This window comes from Methylophilus aquaticus (assembly GCF_030769565.1).
Lineage (GTDB): Bacteria > Pseudomonadota > Gammaproteobacteria > Burkholderiales > Methylophilaceae > Methylophilus > Methylophilus aquaticus.
In genome coordinates, this window is record NZ_JAVCAP010000002.1 from 182,521 (window position 1) to 195,297 (window position 12,777).

The window sequence follows — 12,777 nt, forward strand, 5'->3', positions numbered from 1 at the left end:
CAAATTGGATTCCCGCTTTCGCGGGAATGACGGAGTGAACAAATGAAGCTCGTACACCTATGAAATTAGTTATCCTTGACCGCGATGGTGTGATTAACCAAGACAGCGTCACTTTTATCAAAAATCCCAACGAGTGGATTCCGATCCCCGGCAGTCTGGAAGCGATTGCCTTGCTAAACCAGCATGGGTATCGCGTGGCCGTGGCCACCAACCAGTCCGGCATTGCGCGAGGGTATTTTGATATGGCGACGCTGAATGCGATTCACGACAAAATGCACAAAGCGCTTTCTCAGGTGGGCGGACGCATTGATGCGTTGTTCTATTGCCCGCATGCGGCAGAAGACGATTGCGATTGTCGCAAGCCAAAAACCGGCATGATTGAAGAAATCGGTCGCCGTTTTAATGTCGAACTTGCGCGTGTTGCGGGGGTAGGTGATGCTTTGCGCGATTTGCAGGCCTTTGCCGATGCCGGTTGTCAGCCAGTGCTGGTGCGTACTGGCAAGGGTGAAGAAACACTGGCGCAAGGTAACTTGCCAGCAAATACACAAATCATGTCAGACCTTGCAGCAGCGGTGCAATATATCGTCAAGGGTGAAAAGTAATGCAAATGGCAATATTGACTGTGCGTGCCATATTGTTTTATATCGGCATGTTTGCGCTGTCTGTTCCGTTCTCCTTGTTGGCCATTCTTTTAATCCCGCTACCAGCAGTCACCCGCTCGCGCATGGTTAGTGGCTGGGCATTTGGCGTGATCTGGTGGCTGAAAGTCACCTGTAACCTGCGCTATACGGTCCGCGGCCGTGAACATCTGCCTGCAGGCTCGTATGTTATTCTTTCCAAACACCAGTCAGCCTGGGAGACCATTTGCTTGCAATGCATTTTTCCGCCGCAAATATGGGTGATGAAAAAGGAACTGATGATGATTCCTTTTTTAGGCTGGGCATTTTGGGCACTGGATGCCATCCCGATTGACCGTAGCTCTGGCCGCGAGGCACTGAAAAAATTGGTGATCAATGGCAAAGAACGGCTCAAGCGCGGCTTGTGCGTAGTGATTTTTCCTGAAGGCACCCGGACAGCACCAGATACGCGTGCCAAATATCATATCGGCGGTGCGTGGCTGGCCTCGCACACCCAGTCTGTTGTAGTGCCCGTGGCCCATAATGCGGGGCGTTACTGGCGTAAAAACTCTATTCTCAAATACCCTGGAGTGATTCAGGTGGTGATTGGCAAGCCGATTGAAACGTCAGGGCTTAAGGCAGATGCCGTGAACAAGCTGGTTGAAGACTGGATTGAAGCGGAGATGTTGCAGCTGTGATGGCACAGCAGTTACAACTGCCGGATGGGCAAACTATTGCCTATCTGCTCGATCTGCGCGTGCGCAAAACCATCGGCCTTAAAATCACCGCACAAGGGCTGGTTGTACACGCCCCCAAACGTATCTCGTCCAAGCAGTTGCAACAGGTGTTGCTGCAGAAAGCTGGCTGGATACAACAAAAACTGGCACTGCGCGCAGCAAACCAGGTCGCCCCCATGCAGTGGGTAGATGGCGAACCATTGCTATTTATGGGGCAGGATATCACCTTGTCACTGATCAGGCATCCGACCAGCAAAGCCGTGGCGCTGGAGGGAAGTCAACTGGTCGTGCGCAGTCCCCATATTGGCAATCAGGCATGGGTGGCGCGCAAAGTGCTGCACTGGTATACGCAGCAAGCCTTGCCGGATTTTAGCCGCCGCGTACAATTGGTGGCCGCACAGATGGGGGAAAAGGTGACTTCTGTCGCCTTGTCCAATGCCAGGTCACGCTGGGGGAGCTGCAACAGCCGCAAACAAATCCGTCTCAACTGGCGCCTGATTCAGGCGCCGCCGCATATCATTCAATATGTGGTCTGTCATGAAATGGCCCATCTCAGGGAAATGAACCACTCAGGCAGATTTTATGCGGTACTGGAAAGTCTGTTTGCCAAACACTTGTCTGCAGAGAAAGAAATGAAAGCGCTCTCGTCAATTTTGCATCGCATGGCTTAAACGGTTAGGGCCATGGACTGATGATAACGGCTAAAAAATGAGGCTGCGTAGCTATACATCAGACAAATGGTTTGTGTCACGCCCTGAATTAGGCACTCTTTTTATTTGATGCATGCATTTAATCGTTCACACTGTTTTCTGCCAACCTAAACGAGATTTAACCAAGTCAGGCAGGTAAGTTGCAATAATAAGCAGCCCTGCTAATGTCAGAAATAGCCATTTCACTGAATAGGCGGTCACAAATTTGGCTGCCGGAGTTTGTGATTGCACAAAGTCATAAAATGCCGGTTGGTCCACACCTTCGATATATTGTCCCTTGATATCCGATGCCAGCGCTTTCAAATGGTCCACATCCTGGCTGGATAAATAACGGTCAAATTCTGCGTAGGCCACCGGCGGGTCCGGATCGTCTTTACTGGCATCGTTGTAATTCACGCCGCCACCGGCACTTTCAGCAGCTGCGTCGGTGCCCCAATAGCCAATAAACTTGTTGTTGGCATTAAAGCGTTTGATAGGCGCAGGCTCGGAGCCGCCCACGCCGACAAAAATCACGTTTTTGCCGATGCGCACATCACTGATATCCAGCTTGTTAATGCCGTTAGCTTTTGGTGCTTCATCACCATCGGTAAAAAACAACATCTGCGCCGGAATATTCAGGTAATCAAACGTCGCTTCCGCAGCTTTCACGCCAAAGGTCATACGGCTATTGCCGCTCCAGGCCATACGCCATTCCAGGTGATTGATGCTATCAGTAATGATGTCAAAGTTAGCGCACACTTCCAGTGGCATAAAGAGTAGCGCCACATTCTCCGCCGCAAATACACCCACGCTGACATAGGTGCCGCAAGGCGAGGTTTTCACCACTTGCTTCATCAAATGCTGGGTATAAGCCAGGCGCGTCGCCGGTTTATTGTCTATCTTGGTATCTTCCGCATTCATGCTCTGCGAAATATCAGCCAGCAACAAATAGTTATGTACTTCCTGCTTGAGCTGGATTTCCGGCTTGACCAAAGCCAGCACCAGAAAAATCATGGCACACACCAGAAAAGCAGTTTCGTAGTTTTCTTTTAGCAGACGAAAAAAGTGTTTCATGGCAACCCCTGTGGCAGGTTACTGATTTCTAGGCCGGACGGATCCTGTGGCACGGTTTTAATATGTTTGGGAATCACGCCGTGCAGCAGGCTGAGGTTAAACTTGGCTGCCTGGTTAGCCGGGTCCAGCCTCAGGGCCTGCTCATAAGAAGCACGTGCCTGTAAATAATCAAACTTGGCCTGTTCCTGGATGGCGCCATCAGCCTCCACCAGACGTTGCAAGCCGGAGCGGAACAAGTGGTTGCCGATATTAAAATGAATCTGCGATTTCAACGCCTGGCTTGGCGCGAACATAGGCTCATCCTGCTTTTTGGGCGCTTCCAGCAACTGGCCAAAGTTCTGGCTGGCATGCTTGAAATTGCCGGTTTTACCCTGCTGGTAGGCGTCGGAAAACTTCTGGTGAAACGGGAACGGGTCACCCTCCAGCACCTCACCACGCTGCAATAAGCTATTGGCCTTTGCAATGTGATTTACCTGGAAACCTTCGTAGACACTGCCAACCAGCCCCACGAACAGCAGCAGTCCCAACACCTGGTTTTTGCGCGTTAAATGGTTTTTCATTCATACACCTTCAAATTTTTAATACCGAGAATTAACAACACTAACACCAGCGCAGTGATCACGAATATTTTTGAATAATCAAACCCGGCGATGGTTTCGGTATATTTAATGACCTTTTTTTCGCGTGAATCGATGTCATTAATCGCCGATTGCAAGGTTTCCGGATTGTCTGCTTCGTAAGCCTTATATTTCAGCCCTAAGGACTGGAAGTATTTATGCAGCACTATCGAGTTGGGCGTGCGGCCTTCGCCGTATTCGTCCTTGGAAAAAATACTGGCTTCGCCCGGTTCACGTAACATGATCCAGTAGATACTTAGCTTGCGGCTCTTCAGGCGCTCACTTAGTAAAAATTTCACGCGTGGACTCAGCTTGCCCGCGCCATCCGACAATAGAATCACGGCGCGTGAGCCGGAGCTCTGGATGTTATCGAACAGGCCGACCGCTTCAGTTAACCCGGCACCGATATTGGTCTGGTTTAACGACGGGCTGGTGGCCGCCACAATCGCCGCATGAATCGCATCGCGGTTGGTGGTAATTTTGATGCCATACAAGGCCGAATTGGTAAAACCGACCACCCCCATCATGTCATTCGGACGTGAATCAATAAACTGGGTAATAATCCGGCGCGCGGTGGCGGATTTGATCTCCGCCACATGGCCGGATGAATCCCCGGCAAACGGGTGGTCCATACTGACACTGCGATCTATCACCATCACCGTCTGCGCACCTTTGCCTACACGTGGTACCAGCTCATCAGAACCGCGCGGAGATGCCAGCGCAATGATGATGCTCAGCAACAGCAAAGACATAATGACTTTGACTGCCAGGTTCAGCCGGTCAGAAAACAGGTCTTCGGGCACGATGTCCAGCCAGCTGTAATGCTGGCCTTGATGGCCTTTTAACCAGAAAGGCAGTAACGCAATCGGCAATAGCGCAAATGCCCACGGATATAAAATAATCATGCCACGCCCCGCTCGCAATCACGCAGTTGCTTGCTGAGTTGTAGCAGTTGCGCAATCACCTGGCGGCTGTCACGGGTTTTAACGTCATACAGCGATTGGTTAGACGCTTCAAAGAATTGTGTGATCTCGCTTTGCATGCCTTTAAAGCTCGGACGCAAACTGACAAACGCTTCCACATCATGCGCAAAAATATTCGCACCATAATGCTGGTTAAATGCCTGGTGCAAGTAGACCAAAGCCTGCTTTTCTTCTACCGCTGTTTTCGGTTTGGATGACTTTGCCAACCGCTTGAGTTGCCGATGGGCACGGGCAAACGCGCCGCCCATAAAAGGTAGCCAGTGACCATCCGCATTGATGTAAAGCAGCGCGGCGAGGCTAGCAATCAACAGGGTCAAAAATAGCCCCAATCGTTGCTGATCTGCGCGGCTGTCAATCAGCGGCGTTTTAAATTCTGGCAGCAAATTCTTCTTGGCCGTGGCGGTGCCGCCAGTCACCAGCGGTGAAAACCAGAATCCCCAGGCGGGCACCTCTATAGTCGCTGCAGTCGTGCTGGTGAATGTGAGTTTTTCAACGGGCAAATGCATCACACTCGGGTAAGTGCTGACAGCAAAGACCTGGTAGCTGAGTTGCAAGGTGTATTGAGTGTGGCCGGATTGTGACTTGGTTTGTAACGCCACGTCGACCAACTCAATGCCGTCATGCTTGCTGCCTTTTTTAGGCAAGGCATTGTCGGCCAGTGTATACGCTGTTGGCGCATCGACCACCACCGTCCTGCTCAGCACATCGCCTATATGCACACCATTGCTAGATGGCGGATTAGTCACGATTAACTTTGGAGCCATAGCTTGCGCAGATGATACTGTATGCTCTGCCATCACGACATTGGCCGTGGATAATATGCTCGCAACTAGCAGCAGGCCTTGCATCGCCTTGCGGTTCGTCATGTTATAAATCTGTTTTGGCATGGTTGTCTATTTCGCTTATTTAACTGGTTATCACACTTGTTTGGTCACATGGCTTGTTCAAAATAATGCGTCATCAGCTCGGGCCTGTAGTCGTCTTGCATAAACAGTGCCGGGCTATCAAACCTCAAAAACAAGGCCTCCAGCGCAAGCCTACGCGCATTAAACGCATCCAGGAACTTGGCTTTCACTTCACTGCGGAAAAACAGCGTGCGGTTCAAGCCGGTTTCGAGGTCTATCATGGTGCCAAAGCCAAACTTGGGCAGCTTTTTGTATTCTTCATCGTCCCACAGCACGATGGGGATTACTTTATGTGTAGACATCGCCAGCAAGGTCTTTTCAATCATGCTAAGTGGCATATGGAAGTCTGAAATCCAGAACACCAGCGCGCGTGTTTGGCCGAGAAAGTTAGGCACATCCGTCACACCTTCCACCCCTATCCGCAGTTGCTGGTAATCGTGTAACAAGGCAATGGCAGCTTTACTCTGGTGCAAGTTGCGGCTTAACGGCAAGGTGAAATCTTCGATCACCTGCTGGTTGTAACCAATAAACCCGAACAAATCACCCGCGTTGTACGCCGAATGCGCCACCGCAGTGGCGATTTCTACCGCGGTATCCAGTTTGCGTTTACGTCCCCGAAATTGCATGGAGCTGGACAAATCACACACGGCATAAATGGGTGTGGTGCTGTCCTGGTTAAATTGCCGCACCTGCACCTGCTCAAACGGGTCACGTATGGTCTGCCGTATATCCATGCGCCTGGCATCCGGGTAATCCACCAGGTTCACAATGCCACGGTAATCAGAGCCTAAGCCACGCTGTGTACCAGAGTGATCCCCCAGTTGGATGCTGTCGGACTTCCAGCCAATCACATACTCAAATGGCCGTGCATAATTCGCCTCATCCTGTTGCTCAGAGGCTTTGTCGGCTTTTTTAATGAATGAACGTATCATTTGCAGGGTTAAGCCGCTTTGCTGAACGTCAGGCTGGGCACGGCAATCGTGCGGATGATATTGGTCGTCAACTCGCGTGCCAGCGCCGTCCTGCGGTTTTCATACGCCGCGTTAAACACCAGACGGTGCGAAATCACTTCGTGGAACACGGCGTGGATATCTTCCGGATACAAACTATCGCGCCCATTCAGCCAGGCATTCACACGCGCCGCTTTCATCAGCATGCCCATGCCGCGCGGGCTGGCACCGGTCTGGATCACACGGCCAACATCGACACTGTCCATAGTCACGCCGAATTTTTCCGGATGCTGCGTCGCATCCCATAAATCCATGGTGTATTCCTCGAGCACATCACTGGATTTAATATGGTCTTGCAACTGGTCAGAAAAAGCATTCAACTGGTCGAATTGCAAAATACCGCTCTCGACCTGTTGCGTCAGTTTTTCGGCATGCTGGAATTTGGTATTGAATACCAGCGATTTTTTCAACTCGCGGTCTGACGGAATTTCAATCGGGATTTCCATCATGAAGCGGTCACGTGCGGCAGAAGGGATTTCAAAGGTCTCGTTCTTTTCCACCTGGTTGCGGTCGGCAAACACAATCATGTGTGGCATGCGGTATTCTTTCTTGAACGCACTCAGATGACGCTCCGCCATCACGCGCAACATCAGGGCATGCACCTGCGGCCTGGCGCGGTTGATCTCGTTGAAAAAGAAGACAGAGAGTTGTTCACCGGCGCGCAACAACGGGCCTTCATCGATTTGCGGACGTCCATCAGGCCCCAAAAAGGTATGGTAAATCAGGTCATTCGGCATCAAATCCACGGTGCCTTCAATCCGCTCGTAAGCGCCACCGATCCCGCGCGCAATCGATTGCAGCAAAGTGGTTTTACCCACACCCACGCCGCCATCCAGCAATACATGGCCGCGGGCAAAAATCGCAATGTTCATCAAACGAATGGCTTTGCTTTGGCCCACAATCACCTGATTCACCTGGTTTTCCAGGTTTAGTGCATGGCTGCGCCAATCTGCCAACTGAATATCTGAGGGATGCGACATGAATCTTTCCTTTAATAGAGTGTTTCAAAAATGTAACAGAAGGTAACTAGTCCACAATCCTCCAGTTTTGAGAACTTTGCTGGTCCAGTTAGATATGAGATATAGTGCAAGTTACATAGTCCAGATTTGCAGTAAAAGGAAGGGAGTTTTTCCCGATGTGCGGAATGGACAGTTAGCGACAGGGAGATGAAAATGCTGCGTTCATGGAGCCTTAAATTAACGATTACCGAGACCTCGGGGTTGCCGGTCTATCTGCAAATTGCCCAGCAAATCATGGAAGAGATTCAAAGAGGCAGGCTGGCACCTTCCACCGCTATGCCCGGTACGCGTGAGCTCGCCGAAAAACTTAAAGTGAACCGCAAAACGGTGATCCTGGCCTACGATGAATTGATCGCGCAAGGCTGGCTAGTGACCGAACAAAGAAGAGGCTCGTTTGTCTCGGCCAACCTGCCCAACTTTAATGTGCTGCCGCAAACCTCCAAAACCAGCAAACAACCCGCCAATGTCGTTGAAGGGCCCACGCATCCACTGTTGAATTACCAGTCACCGGAAGCTGGCGTGATTGATTTTAATGATGGTATCCCCGATTCGCGCCTAATTCCCTTCAATATCCTGTCGCGCGCATTCCGCCATGCGCTCATCGGCTCCAGCAAAAATCTGGGTTACGGTGACCCGCGCGGCACGCTGGCTTTACGGCAATCGATAGCTACCATGCTGAATATGGAAAGAGGTCTGAGTGTCGCTATCGACCAGATTTGCATTGCGCGCGGCAGCCAGATGGGCATCTTCCTGGCCGCCCGCGTATTGACCAGGCCGAATGACGCTATTGTGGTTGAACAACTGAGCTATCCGGCCGCCAAAGAAGCGTTCAGGTCTTGCGGCGCAAACATCTTAACCGTCGGCCAGGATAAACACGGTATCGATGTGGCCGCTTTGGAAAAGCTTTGCAAGCAACATCCGATTCGCGCCATTTATGTCACGCCCCATCACCAGTTTCCTACCACGGTGATGATGACTGCCGAACGGCGATTAAAGCTGCTAATGCTGGCCGAACAATACGATTTTACGATTGTGGAAGATGATTACGACCACGAGTTTCACTTCTCGCATCATCCGGTGTTTCCGCTGGCAAGCTCTAACCATGGAGGCCGCGTCATATACGTTGGCTCCCTTTCCAAGGTGCTCGCACCCGGTTTGCGCGTGGGTTACCTGGTGGCTACTCCCGGTCTGATTGATCGTTGTGCAAAAGAAGTGATGCTGATTGACCGGCAAGGTAATTCGATCACTGAGCTGGCGGTGGCCGAATTGATGAATTCTGGCGAAATCAAACGCCATATTCGAAAGACTTTTAAAATCTATCACGAGCGTAGAAATCTGTTAATTTCACTGATTGAAAAAGAGCTTCATCAATATATCGAGTACGATGCACCTGATGGCGGGCTAGCTGTCTGGTTACGGCTTAAAGAGGGGTACGATGTTGAAGGGCTTGCGCAACAAGCCTTGAAGCATCATATTCGAATTTTACCTGGCAGTTTGTTTTCAGAATCACAACGAAGCGTTCATGCGATTCGTTTGGGATTCGGCAGCTTAACCTCAGCGGAACTGGAAAAGGGTGTAATGGCATTAAAAGCAGCTTTTTCAAGTGATTCCAATCGATAGTTTTTGTGCTTGTTACTACTTGATTTGGTTGGTGTGCTGACCTTTGTAGCAGATCGCCTTAACTCAATGCGCGCAATTGAAAAGCAGGGTCTTTCAAGCTGTCAGGAGCGGTTGTATGCTAGGTCAGGAAACGGTGAGTAACGTATTTATTTTTAGACTCCCAGAGAGCCAAAGCGAGGCCCAAAATGAAAAAAGGGGCTCTATGTCCCTTTGCAAGTCTTTTGAAGATTTAAGCAGTGTGGTGTTAAGCCGCGCCCAATTGCACTGGCGCAATTTGAATCAGTTTTTTGATCATGCTCGGGTGCTGTTCGGCTTGTGCTTCTTTCATGCAGGCTTTGGCACAGCTCACACATTTGCCACACTCGGCGCCTACGCCCAGTTCTTCCTTCAAATGTTTGACTGTCTTGGCACCCTTTTTCACGGCATGGTGAATCTGGCGCTCGGTCACTGCATTGCACACACAAACGTACATATAGCCTCTTGATAAGATCACTAATGATAATTATTATCATTAACGTTGACTTTGTCAAGGTGAAAATGGTTCCGGCAGGCCATGAAAAAAGCCGCTTTCGCGGCTTAGTTCGTTATTTTTTGCTTGTCTGAGTACTTAAATAAGTAGTGCCCAGTGCCTTGCAGCGAGGATCGGGGCTATTCCGTAATCTGCGATTGCAGGTAATTGGGCAGTGTGACATCTTCAATCAAGCGTTGTTGTGTTTCCAGCCAGTCAATCGCTTCTTCACACGATTCCAGCAGTTCGGTCAGCAGGTCGCGGCTGACATAGTCCTGGAGTTTTTCAGCTTCGGCAATGGCTTCAATCAACTGCGGACGTTGCACTTCTTTTTCAAAGCTCAGGTCGCCTTGCAGGCATTCGACAACCTCTTCCCCAATCAGCAATTTACCCAGGTTCTGCAAATTGGGCAGGCCGTCCAGAAACAGGATGCGCTCGATGACTTCGTCGGCTTCTTTCATCACGCGAATCGATTGTTTGTACTGGTAGCCATTGAGTCTTTCCAGACCCCATTTTTTAAACATGCGCGCATGCAGAAAATACTGGTTAATGGACGTGAGCTGGTTTTTGAGCACCTTGTTGAGGGTGCCAATGATTTGTTTATCGCCTTTCATGCCTGCTCCTTAGACTGCTTTGCCGTTCATCTGGCTCTGGCAGTAGTTTGCAATGCCGACCAGCTTGATCAGGTTAAGTTGTTTTTCCAGCCAGTAGGCATGGTCCATTTCAGTGTCTTCCAACTGCACTAGCAACATATCACGGGTGACGTAATCCTGTGCATGTTCGCAGGCTTCCATGGCTTTCCTCAGGTGTTTGACCACCGTATACTCCAGTGCCAGATCGGACTCCAGCATGGATTTCACATCTTTGCCGATATTGAGCGGGTCGCGCTTTGCCAGGCTGGGTTTACCTTCGAGAAACAGAATCCGCTGGATCAGTGCGCGGGCATGTTCGCGCTCATGCAATGACTCGTGCAAGCTGTGTTCCGCCAAGCCTGCCAGCCCCATGTCGGCATACATTTCGCCATGAATCAGGTACTGGTCTGTGGCCGTGAGTTCACCCGCCAGCAGGTCATTCAGAATATCTATGATTTTTTTATCGCCCTTCATCCCTGGCTCCTTTTCTAACGGTTGTCATTGATGTCAATGATACAGCAGGGAAGGGATTATGCAATAAAAATATTAATTTAAGTATTTGATTTTTAATGGAATTTTAAATAAAAATCTAAATGAAAATCGTTCTTGCTGCATGGTGTGTGAATCATTCACCAAGTGCAGCTGCATTTACAGTAATTGTTGCAAGTCGTGTGCAATCTCCGCTGGTTTCTGCCCATAACTCAGGTAAATCCGTGGCGCTCCACTTTTATCAAATACATAGATGCCTGCGCTGTGGTCCATGCTGTAGCCTGTTTTACCGGGTTCGCTGACTTTGGCGGCATACACTTTGTATTCCGCCATATTGGCGGCCACCTCCGCCTCGGTGCCACGCAAGCCGATAAAGCGCGGATCAAAGCTGGGGACAAATTGCGCCAGTACCGTCTGGGTGTCCCGCTCCGGGTCTACTGTGACAAATAATACCTGCACATCGTCTGCCTTGCTTCCAAGCAGCTTCATAGTTTGCTTGAGGTCGCTCATGGTAGTCGGGCAGACGTCAGGGCAATGGGTATAGCCAAAAAACAGCACCACCACTTTACCTTTAAAGTCTGCCATATTGCGTAACTTACCTGTGTGATCAGTCAGTGATAAGGGTTTGCCAAATTGCGTACCCGTCAAGTCCGTACCGATAAAGCTGGTGGCATTTTGTGGCTGGCAGGCGGTGAGCAACAAGAGCAGAGCCGCTGTCAGCAGAGAATGCAACATAAAACGCACACGCATACAAAAATCCTTATCAATCATGATCCAAATGGATTCTAACATAGGCGAAAACGCGCGGGATTGGTTTACAATATCGGTTTTAATGACTGACGGATTAAAGGCGAGTTTAAATGGCAATACCAAGTTCGATGGCAGACCGTGACGGCGTAATCTGGTACGACGGCAAAATGGTCAATTGGCGTGACGCCACTACCCATGTGTTAACCCACACCCTGCATTACGGCATGGGCGTGTTTGAAGGGGTGCGTGCCTATAAAACGGACAAAGGCACTGCGATTTTTCGTCTGAAAGAGCATACTGACCGGTTGTTCCGCAGTGCGCATATTCTCGGCATGAAAATGCCTTATGACAAAGCGACGGTTGCCGAAGCGCAAAAAGCCGCCGTGCGTGAAAACAATCTGGAGTCTGCTTATATCCGGCCCATGGCATTTTACGGTGCTGAAGCCATGGGCATTTCAGCCAAAACCCTGTCGACCCACCTGATTGTCGGTGCCTGGAGCTGGGGCGCCTATATGGGTGAAGAGGCCATTACCAAAGGGATTCGCGTCAAGACTTCCTCATTTTCACGTCACCATGTCAACATCACCATGTGTAAGGCCAAAGCCAATGGCAATTACATGAACAGTATTCTGGCGCATCAGGAAGCTGCGCAAGATGGTTATCAGGAAGCACTGTTGCTGGATGTGGACGGTTTTGTGGCTGAGGGTTCTGGTGAAAACATTTTTATTATCCGTAATGGCAAGCTGTACACCCCGGACTTGACTTCGGCGCTGGAAGGCATCACCCGTGACACGATTATCACTCTTGCCAAAGAAGAGTTGGGTCTGGAAGTGATTGAAAAACGCATTACCCGTGACGAAGTATACAGTGCGGATGAAGCATTTTTCACCGGTACGGCTGCTGAAGTGACTCCGATTCGTGAGCTGGATAACCGCGCCATTGGCGAAGGTACGCGTGGTCCGATTACCGAAAAACTGCAAAGCTTGTACTTTGATGTAGTCAAAGGTAAATCAACCAAACATATGGATTGGTTGACCTTGGTTTAAGGCGCCAACGGTTTAATTTTCAACGGTTTAAAATTTTCAGCCGTCATCCTCGCGCAAGCGAGGATCCCGTGAGGTTGAAAA

The 12,777-nt window shown here is 50.1% G+C and carries 15 protein-coding genes; 5 read left to right on the forward strand and 10 right to left on the reverse strand.

Features of this window, described 5'->3' with window-relative positions; genetic code table 11:
• The first annotated feature begins 59 nt into the window (after positions 1-59).
• The 3 genes from gmhB to Q9291_RS02710 are packed head-to-tail and all read left to right on the forward strand — an operon-like array spanning position 60 to position 2,025.
• The gene (gene gmhB / locus Q9291_RS02700) at positions 60-602 is read left to right on the forward strand and encodes a D-glycero-beta-D-manno-heptose 1,7-bisphosphate 7-phosphatase (protein WP_306388452.1); all 543 of its coding nucleotides are present in this window, start codon (positions 60-62) and stop codon (positions 600-602) included.
• Entirely contained in the window at positions 602-1,315 is a 714-nt protein-coding gene (locus Q9291_RS02705) for a lysophospholipid acyltransferase family protein (protein ID WP_306388453.1), read from the forward strand. Before gmhB ends, Q9291_RS02705 begins: the two co-directional genes overlap by 1 nt.
• A complete protein-coding gene (locus tag Q9291_RS02710) occupies positions 1,315-2,025 on the forward strand; it encodes a M48 family metallopeptidase (RefSeq protein WP_306388454.1) in 711 nt (236 codons plus the stop codon). Before Q9291_RS02705 ends, Q9291_RS02710 begins: the two co-directional genes overlap by 1 nt.
• A 126-nt stretch (positions 2,026-2,151) precedes the next feature.
• Here Q9291_RS02710 and Q9291_RS02715 read toward each other — a convergent pair whose 3' ends face one another.
• The 6 genes from Q9291_RS02715 to Q9291_RS02740 form a co-directional block, all read right to left on the reverse strand.
• A complete protein-coding gene (locus Q9291_RS02715; protein ID WP_306388455.1) occupies positions 2,152-3,117 on the reverse strand; it encodes a vWA domain-containing protein in 966 nt (321 codons plus the stop codon).
• Positions 3,114-3,677: a hypothetical protein gene (locus Q9291_RS02720; protein ID WP_306388456.1), complete on the reverse strand. Its 564-nt coding sequence runs from the start codon at positions 3,675-3,677 to the stop codon at positions 3,114-3,116. Before Q9291_RS02720 ends, Q9291_RS02715 begins: the two co-directional genes overlap by 4 nt.
• Positions 3,674-4,639, reverse strand: a complete 966-nt coding sequence (locus Q9291_RS02725; protein WP_306388457.1) for a vWA domain-containing protein — start codon at positions 4,637-4,639, stop codon at positions 3,674-3,676. Before Q9291_RS02725 ends, Q9291_RS02720 begins: the two co-directional genes overlap by 4 nt.
• Entirely contained in the window at positions 4,636-5,583 is a 948-nt protein-coding gene (locus Q9291_RS02730) for a hypothetical protein (RefSeq protein WP_306388458.1), read from the reverse strand. The genes Q9291_RS02725 and Q9291_RS02730 overlap by 4 nt, the downstream gene beginning before the upstream one ends.
• 65 nt (positions 5,584-5,648) lie before the next feature.
• Positions 5,649-6,554, reverse strand: a complete 906-nt coding sequence (locus tag Q9291_RS02735) for a DUF58 domain-containing protein (protein ID WP_306388459.1) — start codon at positions 6,552-6,554, stop codon at positions 5,649-5,651.
• Positions 6,555-6,562: 8 nt separating this feature from the next.
• Entirely contained in the window at positions 6,563-7,612 is a 1,050-nt protein-coding gene (locus Q9291_RS02740; RefSeq protein ID WP_306388460.1) for an AAA family ATPase, read from the reverse strand.
• A gap of 192 nt (positions 7,613-7,804) precedes the next feature.
• Here Q9291_RS02740 and pdxR point away from each other — a divergent pair, with 192 nt between their 5' ends.
• A complete protein-coding gene (gene pdxR, locus Q9291_RS02745; RefSeq protein ID WP_306388461.1) occupies positions 7,805-9,271 on the forward strand; it encodes a MocR-like pyridoxine biosynthesis transcription factor PdxR in 1,467 nt (488 codons plus the stop codon).
• 244 nt (positions 9,272-9,515) lie between these two features.
• On the opposite strand, the gene Q9291_RS02750 is transcribed toward pdxR, so the two are convergent.
• From Q9291_RS02750 to Q9291_RS02765, 4 genes are all read right to left on the reverse strand, one after another.
• The gene (locus Q9291_RS02750) at positions 9,516-9,743 is read right to left on the reverse strand and encodes a (2Fe-2S)-binding protein (protein ID WP_306388462.1); all 228 of its coding nucleotides are present in this window, start codon (positions 9,741-9,743) and stop codon (positions 9,516-9,518) included.
• A gap of 176 nt (positions 9,744-9,919) precedes the next feature.
• Entirely contained in the window at positions 9,920-10,393 is a 474-nt protein-coding gene (gene bfr / locus Q9291_RS02755) for a bacterioferritin (protein WP_306388463.1), read from the reverse strand.
• Between the two features lie 9 nt (positions 10,394-10,402).
• On the reverse strand, positions 10,403-10,885 hold the full coding sequence (gene bfr / locus Q9291_RS02760; RefSeq protein ID WP_306388464.1) for a bacterioferritin: 483 nt from the start codon (positions 10,883-10,885) through the stop codon (positions 10,403-10,405).
• A 174-nt stretch (positions 10,886-11,059) separates the two neighbouring features.
• Complete coding sequence (locus Q9291_RS02765; protein WP_306388465.1) at positions 11,060-11,650, reverse strand: SCO family protein; 591 nt, start codon at positions 11,648-11,650, stop codon at positions 11,060-11,062.
• A gap of 128 nt (positions 11,651-11,778) precedes the next feature.
• Here Q9291_RS02765 and Q9291_RS02770 point away from each other — a divergent pair, with 128 nt between their 5' ends.
• On the forward strand, positions 11,779-12,696 hold the full coding sequence (locus Q9291_RS02770) for a branched-chain amino acid transaminase (RefSeq protein WP_370530731.1): 918 nt from the start codon (positions 11,779-11,781) through the stop codon (positions 12,694-12,696).
• The last annotated feature ends 81 nt before the right edge of the window (positions 12,697-12,777 follow it).

What these genes read in the sequence shown, in the direction of transcription:
- gmhB (WP_306388452.1), top strand. Translation starts at nt 60, where the DNA reads ATGAAATTAGTTATCCTTGACCGCGATGGTGTGATTAACCAAGACAGC.
- Q9291_RS02705 (WP_306388453.1), top strand. Translation starts at nt 602, where the DNA reads ATGCAAATGGCAATATTGACTGTGCGTGCCATATTGTTTTATATCGGC.
- Q9291_RS02710 (WP_306388454.1), top strand. Translation starts at nt 1,315, where the DNA reads ATGGCACAGCAGTTACAACTGCCGGATGGGCAAACTATTGCCTATCTG.
- Q9291_RS02715 (WP_306388455.1), bottom strand. Translation starts at nt 3,117, where the DNA reads ATGAAACACTTTTTTCGTCTGCTAAAAGAAAACTACGAAACTGCTTTT.
- Q9291_RS02720 (WP_306388456.1), bottom strand. Translation starts at nt 3,677, where the DNA reads ATGAAAAACCATTTAACGCGCAAAAACCAGGTGTTGGGACTGCTGCTG.
- Q9291_RS02725 (WP_306388457.1), bottom strand. Translation starts at nt 4,639, where the DNA reads ATGATTATTTTATATCCGTGGGCATTTGCGCTATTGCCGATTGCGTTA.
- Q9291_RS02730 (WP_306388458.1), bottom strand. Translation starts at nt 5,583, where the DNA reads ATGACGAACCGCAAGGCGATGCAAGGCCTGCTGCTAGTTGCGAGCATA.
- Q9291_RS02735 (WP_306388459.1), bottom strand. Translation starts at nt 6,554, where the DNA reads ATGATACGTTCATTCATTAAAAAAGCCGACAAAGCCTCTGAGCAACAG.
- Q9291_RS02740 (WP_306388460.1), bottom strand. Translation starts at nt 7,612, where the DNA reads ATGTCGCATCCCTCAGATATTCAGTTGGCAGATTGGCGCAGCCATGCA.
- pdxR (WP_306388461.1), top strand. Translation starts at nt 7,805, where the DNA reads ATGCTGCGTTCATGGAGCCTTAAATTAACGATTACCGAGACCTCGGGG.
- Q9291_RS02750 (WP_306388462.1), bottom strand. Translation starts at nt 9,743, where the DNA reads ATGTACGTTTGTGTGTGCAATGCAGTGACCGAGCGCCAGATTCACCAT.
- bfr (WP_306388463.1), bottom strand. Translation starts at nt 10,393, where the DNA reads ATGAAAGGCGATAAACAAATCATTGGCACCCTCAACAAGGTGCTCAAA.
- bfr (WP_306388464.1), bottom strand. Translation starts at nt 10,885, where the DNA reads ATGAAGGGCGATAAAAAAATCATAGATATTCTGAATGACCTGCTGGCG.
- Q9291_RS02765 (WP_306388465.1), bottom strand. Translation starts at nt 11,650, where the DNA reads ATGCGTGTGCGTTTTATGTTGCATTCTCTGCTGACAGCGGCTCTGCTC.
- Q9291_RS02770 (WP_370530731.1), top strand. Translation starts at nt 11,779, where the DNA reads ATGGCAGACCGTGACGGCGTAATCTGGTACGACGGCAAAATGGTCAAT.